The following is a 16,227-nucleotide window of genomic DNA, read 5'->3' as shown; positions in this document are numbered from 1 at the left end:
TTTCAATTTTTGAAACGCATCAAAATTTTCACCCAAAAATGTCATTTTACAAAACTGTGCAAATTTATCTATTTTATTTACATCAGGGTCTCTTTTCTTACAATTTCTTTACTTTAGGACTTTTTTTCTGCAACAACTGTTTTCTTTTCTTTAATTTTTTGGTATGTATAGTATGGTATAACAGCTCACACGGAGGTGGAAAAGAACATGTTAGAAACCTTTCAAAAAGAAATAGAACTTTATGAAAGCAATGCAGAATTATTGAAAGTGCTTGCTCATCCTGTTCGCTTATGTATTGTAAAGGGATTAATTGAACGTGGCCCAAGCAACGTTTCTACAATGTACACAGGCTTAAACATGCCACAATCTACAATTTCACAGCATTTAGCAAAGTTAAAAAGTGCTAAAATCGTTTCTAGTGAAAGAAAAGGATTGGAAATTTACTACAAAGTAGAAAACGAAACAATTATTCAACTCGTTCGCGTATTATTAGGTTAGGGACCTATAGGCAGAGAAAAAGAACGTATTCTATATTTTTCATCTCATATCTTTAATATAAATATATATCATGAGAGGAAATATATAATACTACATAAGTCGTATTAAAAAACAAGACACAGAAATATACTGTGTCTTGTTTTTTCATATTGTTAAATATTGATTCAAAAGTAAATTCTTCATATCTTTCGTGTGCATAACAACATCAAAGGCACTTCCTAAGCTTCCGTTCAAAATCATAGAACGAACTGCTCGATTTCGTTTTTGAGTTTCAGAAAAAGGGTCGGTATCTTGATGGCTAGCAAGCTGATCTAATATTCCTGCTGCTAACAAAAACTCTGATTGCTTCCTATGCCATATCGTATTAATTCCTTGTAGCTCAAAATTCATCTTCAACTCATCCCAATGAACATGCGTAGTAAGGTCCATTTCTCCTGGATATGCAAGCGGATTACGAATTAGCTTATGCTTATAATATCCTCTTAAACTTCCTTCATGATGTGCAGGATGCATCCATTCTTCTTTTGTATATCCATAATCAACTGTAATACATATACCTTTCTGAAACCATTTCGCAATCTCTTCTATATACTCTTCCATTGCAATAGGCACTTCAAAGCGCTGTCCCTCAGCAATATGAATGTTATATTTCAATAAGTAACGACCGACTCTTTTCTCTATCGGTCTAAATACTTCTGTAAGGTTGCCCTCATCTGTATACGTGATACGTACTTCATACAAAATTCCATTTCTTTTCTCAACTATCTCAACAGGAAACGCATCAAATAATTCATTCGAAAAAATAATTCCTTCGAAAGACTCTCCCATTTCAATATAAGATGTATAATACGACACATTATCAAATAAACAAAGCTTCTCCTGTTGTAGCCTTCTATGAAAAGGGCTCACTTCAATAATTGAATAGTTTAAATTGATAAAGGTTTCCGGAGATAATTGTTTCCATTCTTGTAAAATATCATAGGCAAACTTTCCTGTTCCCCCACCAATCTCACAAATATTTGAAGAAACTTCTCCCTTTTCAACAAGCCGAATAAAAAACTTAGCAAAAGTCTTCGCAAATACAGAAGATACATTGCTACTCGTAAAAAAATCTCCCTGTCTGCCAATTTTTTCACGTTCTCTCATATAATACCCATGTTCCTCTGCATATAATACGAGGTTCATATACGTACTATATGAAATCGAATGATCCTTTTCTTTTCCCATCCATTCTCTTAAAATGAGCTCCATCCCCATAATGACTCCTTATTGTAAAAATGGATTATTTTCTTTTTCAAAACCAATGCTTGTTTCTGGACCGTGTCCACATAGCACCGCTGTTTCATCTGGTAATACAAATAATTTCTCTTCAATACTTCCAATTAATTCAGCAAAACTTCCACCAGGTAAATCCGTTCTTCCAATACTCATTTGGAACAATACATCTCCAGAAAATACAGTATTCGCTTCTTTACTATAATAAGAAATACTTCCTGGAGAATGTCCTGGTGTCTCAAAAATTTCAAAACTAAAAGAACCGATCGTTAATGTACCCTCTTCGTCAATAATATGATCTGCTGGTTTTGCTGTAATACTGCGGTTCATCATAAAAATTTGCGAGCCATTCACAGTTGCATCACCTAACCAATCCGCTTCTTCTTTATGTACGTATACAGGAATATGAAAAGCGTCTCTCACCGCATCAACAGCACCGATATGATCGAAATGAGCATGTGTTAATAAAACCGCAAGTGGTTTTAACTGTGCTTCTTGTAAATATGTAACAAGTTTCTCTCCTTCATGGCCAGGATCAAAGATAATACACTCATTTTGATCATTCGTTAAAATATAAGCATTTGTTTGTAATGGGCCTAACGGCATTTGTATCCATTTCATATGAAAATCTCCTCCAGTTATTTAATTTACTTTTAATGATACAACATTTCTTTCTCTTAGGAAAAGAAGGGGTGTTATCTCGACAATCATTTTTAAAACATGTACAATATAAAAGAGTAAATATTCTAAAAACTCATCCTAAGGAATGAGTAGACAGAGGAGGATATTGTATGGGCCTTGTTATTATTTTTACGCTAGTCACTCTGTTAGCTGTATTTGCTACGCTTAGAACACTTCGCGAAAAAAACTTATTCGCGGGCGGCTTCGCTATTGCAACCGTACTTGTTTTCGGATGGTTTACAATCATGACTGTTCTATATAATGGGTACCCACCAGCAGCTTAATCCATTTACATTTTTATTCTCCAACAAGATCTTGCATAAAAAGAGGAAGGGGGCCCCTTCCTCTTCTCATTATTCACAACTTATATCATCTTCGCCTCGTATTTGTGCTTTTTTACAAGCCACGCTCCTCCAATTACACCTGCATCATTACCAAGTATTGCAATTGCTAACTTTGTGCTCTTTACAGCACGAGAGAAAGCATATTGCTCGAAATAACGTTGAATTGGCTCTAATAGTGCATCTCCAGCTTTGGATACGCCACCACCAATTACGATTTTCTCTGGGTTCAACGTACTAGCAAGGTTCGCTACAGCTAATCCTAAATAAGAAGCTACTTTTTCCACTACTTCACCTGCTAGTTCGTCACCTTGTCCAAGCGCTTCAAACACATCTTTTGATGTAATAAGCCCTTCTTCTGCTAACATAGAACGTAAAACACTTTCTTTATCTGTCTCTTGTATTTTTTGCATAGCAACACGCACAATACCTGTTGCAGAGGCTACTGTTTCTAAGCAACCCGACTTCCCGCAATTACATGGAAAAGCGTTCTCTGTAACAACTGTAATATGTCCAATCTCACCAGCAGCACCGCTTATACCATGTACAATCTCACCATTGGCGATAACACCACCACCAACACCAGTGCCAAGTGTCATACAAATTAAATCTTTTGCTCCTTCGCCAGCACCTTTCCACATTTCACCAAGCGCCGCTAAGTTTGCATCATTATCAATCACAACAGGTAATCCTGTTTCTACTTCTAGCAAGTCTTTTAACGGATAGTTTTTCCATCCTAAATTGACCGCTTCATAAATCATTCCAGATGCCACATGTACAGGACCAGGAGCTCCCATACCAATACCAATTAGCTTGCTTTTTAATTCACCTAATTCTTCTAACTTTTTATCAATAGCTTTCGCTACATCAAGTGTAATATGTTTTCCTTGTTCATTCGTATTCGTAGGGATTTCCCACTTATGTAAAATTTCACCGTACACATTAATAAATGCTAATTTAATCGTTGTACCACCAAGGTCAACACCAACTAACCATTTCTCTTCCATGTTACGTACCTACCTTTATCTAATTCTTATTTATCTCTTTTTGAATTTCTTGCTTCAACAAAAATAAAGCTGTTTGATAGTCTTGTGGATCGATTAGCTGTGATTGATTTAATTCACGCAATTCATCTTGCATTAATTGTAAATCAGCAATTCGATTACCCGTATAAATAATCGTGCCAAATTTCTTTAACAATTGCTGAATATCATAAATGGATATCATTTTATCACCCTCTATGCTCACTTACTATAAAAAAATTATAATAAGAAAACGTTCACATATTTTATTATAATCAAGAAGAAAAAGTCTCGTCAATTTTTATTTGTCTATACAAGCCCATTTATAACCATTGTTCCTTTTTCTGTAATAATTTTCTCTACATTTTTATCAAATGGCTCGACCGGAATATGTTTTACAATTTGAAAATCATAAGCTAATGATAGCGTTTTCCCTTTATAGTGCACGAGATAACGATCATAGTAGCCACCGCCATATCCAATCCGTTCTCCTCGCTGTGTATAAGCTACTCCTGGCACGATAAGAAGATCAATTTCACACGCATTTACTTCTTCCGTAAGCGCTGGAATCGGTTCACGTAAATTCATATATACTGTTTCTAATTGGTTAAAATCACTAATTCGTCGGAAAGACATCGTTCTTGCCCCTTTATTACACTTCGGAACAACAATTTTCTTTCCTTCTTCCCAAGCTTTTTCGATAATAGGATATGTATTCACTTCTTGCTCCATCGAGAGAGTGATTCCAATTGTTTTAGCTTCAACCCACTCTTTTTGTCCATACGCCGAAACGGCAATTTGTTCCGATAAAGTTGTATACTGTTCTTCAGATAAAGAATTCATGTGTTCTATTATTTGTTTGCGTAAACGTATTTTCTCTTCTTTCACACACTTTTCCCCCTTGCAGTGACACTTTACTCTACGAGGATAGTGTATCACTTTTACGTAGAAATCGCATAAAAAAAAAGAAACAGTAGGAAAATATTCCTACTGCTTACTTTGTTTCACGGTGTAACGTAGACTTCTTGTCACGCTTGCAATACTTTTTAAGCTCGATACGCTCAGCGTTGTTACGTTTATTTTTCTTTGAGATATAGTTACGATCTCCGCATTCTGTACATGCTAGAGTAATATTCACACGCATTCTTATTTCCCTCCAGTCACTAATAACTTAAATCAGACTATACTATAATACCACTTTTAAAATAAAAATTCTACACCTTTTGATATTGTCTAATTTTTTCTATAAGATTTTTCATGTTTTCCCTTGCTATCACTGGGTTTCTAGCATGTGAATACACCAAAAATTTTGGTTGTTTTGTATCAGAAACGATATAAGACCACTCTTTTTCTGTATATTTGAACTGTATCCCTTCAAATATACCTTCTTCTTTTATTTCCATATCGGCCAATAATTTCCTCATTACTTTCCCTTTTTCCTTCCATGAACATACAACTTCATCATAAAGTAGATACAGTGGAGGTGATTGCTCTGCTATGCTAAGTAATGTTTTTCCTTGCAACGCTATTAATTCAAATAATTTTCCAATTCGATATAAAATATCTCGCTTCCATCTTATTTGAAAAGAGTTTTTTTCATTATGCATATAAAAGAGGAGATAACATTCCCCTAATTTCAAAGACATTGGGTAAACATTATCTGCTGATTCGAGTAATAAATCTGGAATATCTACTTCTTCAAAATCAGTTCCTTGGTAAATATTACTGTGAGTGTCATATAATTCGAAGCGATTTCCATGTTCAGAAAACATAAGCGCCATATTTGCTTTACTCGATTTCATCAGAGCTTTCACATGATCTTTTTGTTCACTCGCATAAATCCATGTAACTGTGCATCCAAGCCTTTGTAGAAAGAGCATAAGTAAATGTTGTAACATATCATTTCTCTTATTAATAAGAAGATGAAACTTCTGTTTTTGTATCGTTTCAATATCAATACGCTCTAACACAGATTCTACATAATTATTTACAGAAACGTGAACTAGCTTATTTCGTCCCATTTCTTTCTCACAAGCGTAATAAAACGACTCAGACATATATACTTGTTCTATCGCTTTTTGCTGCTTATACGTTAAAAATGAGCCCTCCTTACCATATAATTGTATAACAATCCCTCTTTCGCTCTCCACTCGAACGAAAACTCCACCTGCACATTGCAAATTATGAATGGCATACTGAAAAAGCGACTCATTCATTTCTTTACATTCCATCGTATGAATCCCGCTGCCATGAATGGCATGGAGGAATAAATTTTTAAAGGAAGTTGTTTCTATATTTTCCTGACTTCCAATCAATATACTCTCTCCTTTGGCAAAAAGAGATCCATAAGCCATTGCAACTTTCACAATAAATTGAGGAGTAATTTCAACATTACCCCTTCCTACAATCCGGCTTTTTTGTAACCACCCTGCACTCTTTTCACTCTCTTTAACACCGGCAGAACCTACTATCGAATGACTATCTATCTCCTTATATGGCCATATTTTTCCTTTTTGCTTAATTACTGTACTTTTCCCTATATGACAATGGTCCGCTACAATACTTTTTTGAAAAAGTGTAACATCATCTTCGACCATTGTATGATCTCCTATTGTTGTTTCTAGCAACTCACAATTTTTTCCTATATGAGCGTTTGCAAAAATGATACTTTTTTGAAGATGAGAATAACTTGAAACGATACTATTTTTCCCGATAATAGAGTACGGTTCAATTACAGCCCCCGCACCAATCATTGCTCCTTCTCCAATAAAAGAAGGACCATGAATTTTCGTTCCTTTTCCTATCGTTACACCTTCTCCCATCCACACCATTGGTAATACTTCTGTATATGGAATAGGCACCTTCAATTTTTTCGTCAACAAATCGAATTGAGCTTGCCGATATTGATCAAATGTACCAATATCTAGCCAATAGTCTTCTGATAAATATGCAAATAAAGCATTTTTATTCGCCAATAACGGAAACACATCATGACTGAAATCCGAAAATTCCATGGATGGTATGTAAGAAAAGATTTCTGGCTCCATTATATAAATACCTGTATTCACAATATTAGAAACTACTTCATTCCAGCTCGGTTTTTCTATATATCGTATAATTTCTTGTTCTTTATTCATTACAACTAACCCAAATGAGAGTGGGTTTTCTACTTCTTTCGCAAACATCGTTACCATTCTCTTCTTCTGTTCATGAAATGCAATTCCTTCTGATAATTGAAAGTCAGTTAATGCATCCCCACTAATAACAACAAATGTTTCATCTAAAAAACTTTCCGCTTGCTTAATGCTCCCTGCTGTTCCAAGCGGAGGAGAATCTTCAAAATAATACAAGTTAACTCCCCACTTACTACCATCACCAAAGTATTGCTTAATGGCAGTACTCATATATTGAACTGTAATCGCAATTTCACGAATACCATGCTGACGTAATAATTCAATATTATATTCAAGAACTGGTTTTTCTAACAATGGTAACATCGGTTTTGGAGTATTACATGTTAATGGTCTAAGACGTCTCCCTTTTCCTCCAGCTAAAATAACCCCCTTCATATACTTCAGCCTCCACTTATATAATGTTCAAGAACTCCGTATATCATTTATCCCACATTAACTGCAGGAAAAGTCCGTTTTGGTATGATCTAACAATCAGTGAGAGACAGCCCCACTAATTAAAGCCTCACTTTATGAATAAATGTACCTTTTAACTCCCGATAAAAAAGAAAGCGCTTACCATTAACTTAGTAAAATAATTAATAAGACGTAATTAACACATATGTACTTATTTTCCCATTAATTATGATACATCTTATCATCATAGACTAAAGGAAACAACGAGCTTTTTTTGTCATGTTTTGACTAAAAAAAGCAGGTGATTTCTCATCACCTACTTTTCCCCCTACTCATTCAATAAATAATGCTTTCCTTTTACTAAATAAAATACATTCTCAGCAATATTTGTAACATGGTCTGCTACACGCTCAATATATCTTGCAACAAAGGATAGTTGTGTAATTTGTGTAATCGCTTCTGGTTGTCCAGGGACAGAGGAAATAAATTCACGAATCGCCTTCCCATAAATTTCATCAACTGAATCATCCATTTCAGCAATTTGTTTAGCAAAAGTTAAATTTTCTTGCTCATATGCTTCTAATGCTAAATTTAACATCTTATGAGCAATCTCAAACATTTCCTCAAGATTACGCAAGCTAACGACCACTTCTTTTTCACCAAGACGAATTGTTGATTTCGCAATATTAACAGCATGGTCTGCAATACGTTCTAAATCTGTCGCTGTTTTAATTGAAATAAAAATCCTTCTTAAATCACTTGCTACAGGCTGCTGCTTTGTAATAAGCATAAGCGCAAGGTCATTTATTTCCTCTTCTAAATTATCCATGCGATAATCCCCATCAATGACTTCTAACGCTTTCTCTATATCCCTGTTGTGAAGACCTTCCATAGCAATCAATAAAGCTTCCCTTGCTAACTCACCAAGCTCGATCACCTTTTGCTGTAACGTTTTTAAATCATATTGAAACTGTTCTCTTACCATCGTTTCTTCCCCCTCAATATTATGTGCCATTTTATATAAATCCCCTACCCAGCCTCTTGTATGTTTATTAAGCCTTGAGAAAAGAGAAATATTACTCCCCTATTAGAATGAGGTGAAAGTGAGAAATGCCGATACGATAAACTTAACTAAATCTATACAATTCAATCAAATTCACACAAGTTAGTGCTTCAAAGTGTTCTCGCAACCCCGAAGGGACGAGGGGTATAACACTCCACACGAGGCAGTATCGTTACCTCATATTATCAAGCATTTATTTTACCCATCTTGATAAATTTATCGAAGCATTTAAATCCCTATCGTGATGGCTATTGCATTGAACACAGTCCCATTCACGAATCTTTAAACTCCACTGTCCTTCTGTTTGAACTGAATGGTCGTATTTAACTCCGCAACATGAGCAAATCTTGCTGGAAGCGAACCATTTATCAGCTTTTACATATTCAATGCCGTACTTCTCACACTTGTATGATAAACATTGAAAGAAGAAGTTTAATTTTTGAAATAAAAATGCTTTCGATAGTTTTTTGTTTTTTAACAGGTTTGAGATAGGTAAGTCTTCCACAACAATCCTCATTGGTTTGGTTTTCACCAATTTAGCTGTTGATTGATGGATATGGTTATTTCGGATATTCGTAATTTTCCTAGATAACCGAAGGTGCTCAGTTTTAGCTTTTTCATATCCGGCAGATTGAAATTTCACACCTTTTTTAAATCTCCTAGACATATCTCTTTGCGCTGACTTTTTCCTTTTCAAAAGTTTTTTAACCTTAGCATCTTTGTTTATATTTCGTTCTTTCGTACCATTAGAAGCTACAAACAGCTCTTTTAAACCAACATCCACACCAATCGACTCATTGGTTAGTTCTTGTGATTCAAAGTCTTCCTGGAACCCTACACTAATCCACCAGTGACGACCATCAAATGTAACTCTTGGATTTGATGATTTTTTGTTTCTTGGTAGTTGTTGGCTTGTTTTCACTTCTCCAATAGACTGAATATCAACTACTTTCTTTCCTATAATCAGTCTTTCATAATTGGCATAAAATCCTTGAATTAAATCTTTTTTGGATTTATAAGAAGTGTGATAACCATTTTTGTACTTTTTGAACGAATTTCTTCTCGCCTTATCAAAATCTTTTGAAGACTGTTTTGGAACTTGTGCGTTGATGTCATTTAACCACTCATATCGCTTTCGCTTCTTGATCTTTGTAAATCGTTTCTGTAAAGCTAACTGTGAAACAGATTTTCCAAATAGCTTATAGTATCTATCACTCATTCTTTTACAATAGTTATAAGCGAATCTTGAAGCTCCAGCATGATTTCTAAGCACTTTTTCTTGTTCAGGCGTTGGAATCAGTCTGACTTTTTTCGCCAATATCATCAGAAGTCAACTCCTTAATCATCTGATTGATTTTTTCTACTTTCGCAACATTCACGCTCACCATTTCTAGCCACGTTGTAGTTCAATCAGCTTTAGGGATTGCCCGCAGTTAACCCTCACTACTAGCCAATCACTTGACTAGCAGGGCTTACTGATATCTTTAATTAACTTTGGTTATAATTGGTTAAATAAATCGTAACAGTTAGTTACCCTCTGTTAAGAGAGCATTTACTCTTAGCCTTACAGCAATATCAACCAAATCGTCCTGTAATGTAGTCTTCTGTACGCTTATCTGTAGGTGTTGTAAATAACTTGTTCGTATCTGTATATTCCACAACTTCTCCACTTAAGAAGAAAGCGGTTTTATCTGAAATACGTGCTGCTTGTTGCATATTGTGCGTCACGATAACAATACTAAAATCTTTCTTTAATTCCTGAATTAGCTCTTCTACTTTTGATGTTGAAATTGGATCTAGCGCCGACGTTGGCTCATCCATTAAAATTACGTCTGGCTCAATCGCTAAGCAGCGTGCAATACATAGGCGCTGTTGCTGTCCACCAGATAAACCGTATGCATTATCGTGCAAACGATCTTTTAACTCATCCCAAATAGCTGCTCCGCGTAAGCTGTTCTCAACGATTTCATCAAGTGTTTTTTTGTCACGAACACCATGGATTTTCGGGCCATATGCTACATTTTCATAAATAGATTTTGGGAATGGATTTGGCTTTTGGAACACCATTCCCACATGCGTACGCAATTCTTCAACCGGATATGACTTTTCGAATATGTTTCGTTCTCTATATTCGATAACGCCCGTAGTTCGAACGATAGGCACTAGCTCTACCATACGATTTAGTGTTTTTAAGTACGTTGATTTACCACAACCACTTGGACCGATAATCGCTGTTACTTCATTCTCATGAATACTTAAGTTGATATCTTTTAAAGCGTGGTCTTCTCCGTACCATAAATTTAAATTTTTCGTATCAAATACCACTTTTTTTGGTGCTGTCTCAATCTTTTTCTCGTTTTTCACCTGTACATTTACTACTGTTGCTACCATTTGAATTCCCCTTTCATCCACTTCCAACTTATTTTCGATTTCGTAACCATAAGACAAATATATTTATAAAGAGCAACAATCCTAACAAAACAATCATCCCGGCTGCTGCTACATACTGAAATTCTTCTTGTGGTCTACTCATCCAATTAAAAATTTGAATTGGTAAAACCGTAAATCTATCAAACATACTGAACGGAACATAATTTGCAAAGGCAAGGGCCCCAATGACTAATAATGGTGCTGCCTCACCAATTGCTCTCGATACCGCTAACGTACATCCCGTTACAATTCCTGGTAAAGCTACTGGCAATACAATTTGATACATCGTTTGCCACTTCGTGGCACCTAATCCGTAAGAAGCCTCTAGTAATGAGCTCGGCACAGTTCGAATCGCTTCTTGACTAGCTACAACAACAGTTGGTAAGACGAGTAAACTCATCGTCAGTGCCGCTGCAATTATGCTCTCTCCTAAATGGAGAGCGTATACGAAAATAGTTAACCCGAGTAAACCAAACACAACGGAAGGTACCCCTGCTAATGTTTGATTATTTAATTCAATTAACTTTTTAAAAACGGACTCCTTCGCATAATGCTCTAAATAAAGAGCTGTTCCGACTCCAAATATAAAAGAGACCGGTATAACAATGCTCATAAATAGTATTGTTCCTGACAAAGCAGCAACAATACCAGCTTCTCTCGGATTACGCGAGGCGAAGTTTGTAAAGAAATCTATTGAAAGATAACTTATACCTTTTTCAAAAATTTGAAAAAGCAATATAAAAAGTATTACTACTGAAAACAAAATTGCTATATAAAACAAACACTTGTAAATCCGATCCTTTAAAAAACGCGATGCCATATTTTCTTGTATTTTTTTATGGTTTAACATTCGCATATTATGTCACCCTCCTAAAACGGCGCATAATATATTGCGAAATGATATTCATAATAAAAGTAAACATAAATAACGTTGCACCTACAGCATACATGCTGTAATAAGTAATCGTTCCGTGCGGAGCATCTCCTAAACTCACTTGTACAATATAGGCTGTTAATGTTTGAATAGAATGAGTCGGATCTATCGATACATTAGGTGTTGATCCAGCTGCAATAACAACAATCATCGTTTCACCAATCGCCCTAGAAGCTGCTAATATAATCGCTGCCATTATGCCCGTAAAAGCCGATGGAAACACCACTTGTTTTACCATTTCAAAACGAGTCGCTCCTAGCGCTAATGAGGCTTCTTTAATTCCTTTTTCTACAGCTCTCATCGCATCTTCAGATAGAGACGCAATCGTCGGGATCATCATGAACCCTATAACAATACCTGGACTAATAGCATTAAAAAACTGCAAATCTGGTATAACGCGTTGTAAAAGTGGTGTGACAACTGTTAACGCGAAAAAACCATATACAATTGTCGGGATGCCTGCTAGTAGCTCTAACAACGGTTTTAATATTTTCCGAGCGCCATTCGAAGCGTATTCGCTTAAAAACACGGCACAACCTAAACCAATAGGAATTGCTACGAACATGGCAATTGCTGTTACAAGGATTGTTCCACATATAAGTGGTAATATACCGAATTTCGGATCTTCAAAAAAAGGTAACCATTCTTTCTCTGTCAAAAAAGAATACAATGATATCTTTTGAAAAAACATGATTGTTTCATTTGCCAACGTAATAATAATTCCAAGTGTCGTTACAATGGACACGCTAGCAATGACTTTTAGTATTAACGGAACAATTCGATTGATTCGCTGCGTTTTTTTTCTTCTATTTGTATTTCTCTCAATCAAATGTTGTACAGAAAATGTAATTTGACTTTTGTCATTATGAGCCAAAGATGAAAACCCCTTTCCACCCTGACATTACCTTTTTATTTCTGTTAACATTCGCAGCTGTTCATTATATTTTTCTTTTGGTAATTTTACATATCCGACCTCTTCAGCAAGGCTTCCAACATGCTTAATCATAAACTCAACATAATTTGCTACATTAATTTTATTTCTGATAGATGCATGATTCACATACGTAAATAGCGGCCTAGATAATGGCTTATACGTACCCGATTGAATGGTCTCTTTCGTTGGAAATACACCATCCACCTGTATTGCTTTTACCTTATCTCGATTGGCCATATAATAAGCATATCCTACAAAAGCAATGGCATTTTTATCATTCATTACCCCTTGCATAATAACTTGATCGTCTTCAGACAAAGAAACCGTTTTTACAAGGCGATTATTTTGTAAGACAACATTTTGGAAATAATCATAAGTACCAGAGTCTACGCCTGGCGCATAAAATTTAACTTGTTCACGTGGCCATGATGAATGAATTTGTGACCACCGTTTCAATCTTCCATTTTCACTCCATAATAGACGTAACTCGTCTATCGTCATATTGTTTACCCACGTATTTTGACGATTCACAACAATCGTTAGACCATCATAAGCAACCTCAAATGGTGTAAATTGAATGGAGTTTTTCTGCATTGCATTTTCTTCTACCGGTTTCATCAATCTCGAAGCATTGTTTATATCTACTTCTCCTTTACTGAAACGATTAAATCCTCCTCCTGTCCCAGAAATACTAATAGAAATTTTCACGTTTGGATGGGCCTTTGTATATTCCTCTGCTACTGCCTCTATAATAGGAAAAACCGTTGAGGATCCATCAACTCTCACTTCTCCCATTTCATTTGTAGCGAATGCAGTAGACATATTAAAACAAAGGAAACATGTCGATAATGTCAAAACTTTAATCGATGCGCTCATCCATTTCACGTGTTCTTCCTCCTAGAAGTAACCGGAAATAACAGGATTACAGATATAAGAATACTGCTAAACTATTAATTCGGTTTTAATTGTTTGTAAAAGTTTTGTAAAGTTCCACAAAAACAACTGTATACACAAACTTTATTTTCACTTTTGTACTTTAGATGCAGGAAATTTTCTAATCATCCATAAAACTGCTATCACCTATCACACAAGACAAACTTAGAGCGTATGCACTAACCTTGTTGTGTTCATCGTTTTTGAAACTACATGTTTTTTCAACATTTTACGCTTGTCCACATTTACTAAACCATATGCATAAAGCATAAAAAAAAGCACACTATCTTTTCAGATAGTGTGCTTTTTTTACAACTTTTTTATTCATCATCTTGTGCATTACTTTTTTTCTCTTTTTCATCTTTTGGAGCTTCACCAGTTAATGCTTGTTTTTTCAAATCAAAGTAAGCGTCCATTATTTCACGACCAATATATCCATTAATCCCTGTTTTATCATCATGTACCCATGGCACAACAACAGAAAATGCTACTTCTGGATCTTCAAGTGGCGCATAACCTACTAATGTTAAGTTATATGTTTCTTTACGCTCACCTTTTGCATTTCTACCAATCTCTTTATCTCCGCCATATACAGTTTGAGCTGTACCTGTTTTCCCAGCTGCTTTATATGGTGCACCTGCAAAGTATTTTGTAGCTGTACCACCTGTATCGTTAAACACTTGTCTAAATCCTTCTTGAACACGTTTAATTTGTGATTCAGGCATATCAACACGATTTAATACTTTCGGTTCCATGGATTGAACAACTTTCCCAACTTCCTCGGGCTTCGCCGATGGCTGACGAATTTCCTTTACAACTTGAGGTTGCATACGATATCCACCATTTGCAATCGTCGAAATATATTGCGCTAATTGAAGCGGTGTATACGTATCATACTGTCCGATTGATAAATCTAATAAGAAACCTGGTATCTGATCTGTTCTACCTCTTTGTCCAGCCGTTTCATTCGGTAAATCAATGCCAGTTTTTACACCAAGTCCAAATTGACCGAAATAGTAACGCATAGTATCATATGATTTTTGTGGTATATCTAACGTACCGCCTCGCACATATGGAACCCCAGCGATATTCATCGCTGTTTTAAACATATAAACGTTTGAAGACATTTTTAACGCTGTCAGGTCATTAATGTATCCCATCGTTTTCCATGATGATTTTGTTTGTGTACCTTTTAATTTAATTGGTTCATCTAACTGTACAGATCCAGGTTGAATCGCGCCAGTTTGATATCCCGTAAGTACTGTCGCACCTTTTACAGTTGAACCCATCGGATAAGAACTCGTCATCGTTCCTAATGCAAAATCTTCTACTTTCGTTTCGCCGTCTTTATCCACTAATTGTTTCCCCGCCATAGATAAAACTTCACCATTTTTCGGGTTCATCATTACAACGAATGCACGGTCTAAAAGAGGTTCGCTCCCTTTAAATCTCATTAAGTTTTTCGCAAGAATTTCTTCTACGCGCTTTTGTAATTCCATATCGATTGTTAAATTCAGATCGTTACCTCGTTGTCCTTGTGACACATTAATAGTTTCTAAAATATTTCCGTCTTTATCTGTAACATTTCTCACTTCGGATTTTGTACCGTGTAAACTATCTTCATATTGTTGCTCAAGGTAACTTTTCCCTACGCGATCATTACGATTATAATCGCGAACAAGGTAGTAATCTAATCGCTCTCTCGGTAACCCTTCATCAGCAGTCGTTACACCACCAAGTACACTTCGGAGCGTATCATCATACTTATATTTTCGTTCCCAGTCGACATTTGTATCTACACCTGGTAATTTCGCTAAATTTTCACTAATAATCGCGTATTCTTCCGGTGTTGCATTTTTTTTAACGATTTGCGGCGTCATTGCATATCCGCTTTCCATCTTACTTTTGATCGCCAATATTTCTAAATCTTTTGCTGACAGTTGATTAATCTCTTCTTCTGTTACACGATTTCGTTGACGTTCATCCAGTTCTTTATCTTCAATTTTATTCGCTTTCAACTCTTCACGATCTTTTTTTGTGATTTTTGCTTTTGCTTCTTCTTTATGTAAAGCAAGCCAATAATCTTTTTTATCGCGATCTGTTAACTTATCTGTTGGGACTTCAATTAAATCTGCTAACTTTTTCGCCGTTTCTAAGCGATCTGCTGCAGTTGATCCCTTCATTTTTGTAAATGTAATTGTACGAATAGGCTCATTATCTACGACCGCTTCTCCATTACGATCAAATATTTTCCCGCGTGGTACAGGATTACTTATCGTTGAATTTTCTTTTTTCTCAACTTCATTTTTATATTCCTCGCCACGAACAATTTGTACGTATCCAAGCCTTACAATAACTGCGGAGAACATTAAAAACACGCAAAAAAACAACACGTTTAACCGAAAGGGAACGTGGGTTTTTGTCTTTGTTTGGTTCTTTTTCTGCTTCTTACTCATACAAACCCCCTCTACCAACAGCTATGTAATGTGAAAGGGACACCTTCATACAGGTGCCCTCACTGCTGTCTTA

The 16,227-nt window shown here is 35.7% G+C and carries 16 protein-coding genes; 2 read left to right on the top strand and 14 right to left on the bottom strand.

What is annotated here, in order from left to right:
* Positions 1-207 precede the first annotated feature (207 nt).
* Positions 208-498, top strand: coding sequence for an ArsR/SmtB family transcription factor (locus JTF23_RS15820; protein ID WP_000894375.1), 291 nt, complete (start codon positions 208-210; stop codon positions 496-498).
* Positions 499-642: 144 nt separating this feature from the next.
* Here JTF23_RS15820 and JTF23_RS15815 read toward each other — a convergent pair whose 3' ends face one another.
* Together JTF23_RS15815 and JTF23_RS15810 are read right to left on the bottom strand one after the other, a co-directional pair.
* Positions 643-1,755 (bottom strand): class I SAM-dependent methyltransferase, encoded by a 1,113-nt coding sequence (locus JTF23_RS15815; protein ID WP_204209134.1) that lies wholly within the window; start codon positions 1,753-1,755, stop codon positions 643-645.
* A gap of 9 nt (positions 1,756-1,764) precedes the next feature.
* Positions 1,765-2,394, bottom strand: coding sequence for an MBL fold metallo-hydrolase (locus JTF23_RS15810; RefSeq protein WP_204209133.1), 630 nt, complete (start codon positions 2,392-2,394; stop codon positions 1,765-1,767).
* Between the two features lie 170 nt (positions 2,395-2,564).
* Between JTF23_RS15810 and JTF23_RS15805 the strand changes: the two genes are divergently transcribed.
* Positions 2,565-2,738 carry a DUF2759 domain-containing protein gene (locus JTF23_RS15805; RefSeq protein WP_002111850.1) on the top strand — a complete coding sequence of 58 codons (174 nt, stop codon included), beginning with the start codon at positions 2,565-2,567 and terminating at the stop codon, positions 2,736-2,738.
* A gap of 80 nt (positions 2,739-2,818) precedes the next feature.
* Here JTF23_RS15805 and glcK read toward each other — a convergent pair whose 3' ends face one another.
* The 12 genes from glcK to JTF23_RS15745 all read right to left on the bottom strand — a co-directional run bounded on the left by glcK (position 2,819) and on the right by JTF23_RS15745 (position 16,154).
* Positions 2,819-3,802 (bottom strand): glucokinase, encoded by a 984-nt coding sequence (gene glcK / locus JTF23_RS15800; protein ID WP_002145726.1) that lies wholly within the window; start codon positions 3,800-3,802, stop codon positions 2,819-2,821.
* Between the two features lie 19 nt (positions 3,803-3,821).
* Entirely contained in the window at positions 3,822-4,022 is a 201-nt protein-coding gene (locus JTF23_RS15795) for a YqgQ family protein (RefSeq protein ID WP_002160470.1), read from the bottom strand.
* Between the two features lie 104 nt (positions 4,023-4,126).
* Positions 4,127-4,705 carry a 5-formyltetrahydrofolate cyclo-ligase gene (locus tag JTF23_RS15790; protein ID WP_002160469.1) on the bottom strand — a complete coding sequence of 193 codons (579 nt, stop codon included), beginning with the start codon at positions 4,703-4,705 and terminating at the stop codon, positions 4,127-4,129.
* A gap of 106 nt (positions 4,706-4,811) precedes the next feature.
* Complete coding sequence (gene rpmG / locus JTF23_RS15785; protein ID WP_001265616.1) at positions 4,812-4,961, bottom strand: 50S ribosomal protein L33; 150 nt, start codon at positions 4,959-4,961, stop codon at positions 4,812-4,814.
* 70 nt (positions 4,962-5,031) lie between these two features.
* On the bottom strand, positions 5,032-7,386 hold the full coding sequence (locus JTF23_RS15780) for a sugar phosphate nucleotidyltransferase (protein WP_204209132.1): 2,355 nt from the start codon (positions 7,384-7,386) through the stop codon (positions 5,032-5,034).
* 346 nt (positions 7,387-7,732) lie between these two features.
* A complete protein-coding gene (gene phoU / locus JTF23_RS15775) occupies positions 7,733-8,389 on the bottom strand; it encodes a phosphate signaling complex protein PhoU (protein WP_033711012.1) in 657 nt (218 codons plus the stop codon).
* Positions 8,390-8,660: 271 nt separating this feature from the next.
* Positions 8,661-9,791 (bottom strand): RNA-guided endonuclease InsQ/TnpB family protein, encoded by a 1,131-nt coding sequence (locus JTF23_RS15770; RefSeq protein ID WP_204209131.1) that lies wholly within the window; start codon positions 9,789-9,791, stop codon positions 8,661-8,663.
* Between the two features lie 251 nt (positions 9,792-10,042).
* The gene (gene pstB, locus JTF23_RS15765) at positions 10,043-10,858 is read right to left on the bottom strand and encodes a phosphate ABC transporter ATP-binding protein (RefSeq protein ID WP_002160466.1); all 816 of its coding nucleotides are present in this window, start codon (positions 10,856-10,858) and stop codon (positions 10,043-10,045) included.
* A gap of 28 nt (positions 10,859-10,886) precedes the next feature.
* Positions 10,887-11,753: a phosphate ABC transporter permease PstA gene (gene pstA, locus JTF23_RS15760; RefSeq protein WP_002145719.1), complete on the bottom strand. Its 867-nt coding sequence runs from the start codon at positions 11,751-11,753 to the stop codon at positions 10,887-10,889.
* Position 11,754: 1 nt separating this feature from the next.
* Complete coding sequence (pstC, locus tag JTF23_RS15755; protein ID WP_002199339.1) at positions 11,755-12,705, bottom strand: phosphate ABC transporter permease subunit PstC; 951 nt, start codon at positions 12,703-12,705, stop codon at positions 11,755-11,757.
* Between the two features lie 27 nt (positions 12,706-12,732).
* Entirely contained in the window at positions 12,733-13,650 is a 918-nt protein-coding gene (locus JTF23_RS15750; RefSeq protein WP_204209130.1) for a PstS family phosphate ABC transporter substrate-binding protein, read from the bottom strand.
* Positions 13,651-14,018: 368 nt separating this feature from the next.
* Complete coding sequence (locus JTF23_RS15745) at positions 14,019-16,154, bottom strand: peptidoglycan D,D-transpeptidase FtsI family protein (protein WP_204209129.1); 2,136 nt, start codon at positions 16,152-16,154, stop codon at positions 14,019-14,021.
* Positions 16,155-16,227 lie beyond the last annotated feature (73 nt).

Source organism: Bacillus sp. RIT 809 (assembly GCF_016892495.1).
GTDB classification, from domain to species: Bacteria; Bacillota; Bacilli; order Bacillales; family Bacillaceae_G; genus Bacillus_A; species Bacillus_A cereus_U.
The sequence above is the reverse complement of the archived record's forward strand: the minus strand, read 5'-3'. Positions and strand labels throughout refer to the sequence as shown.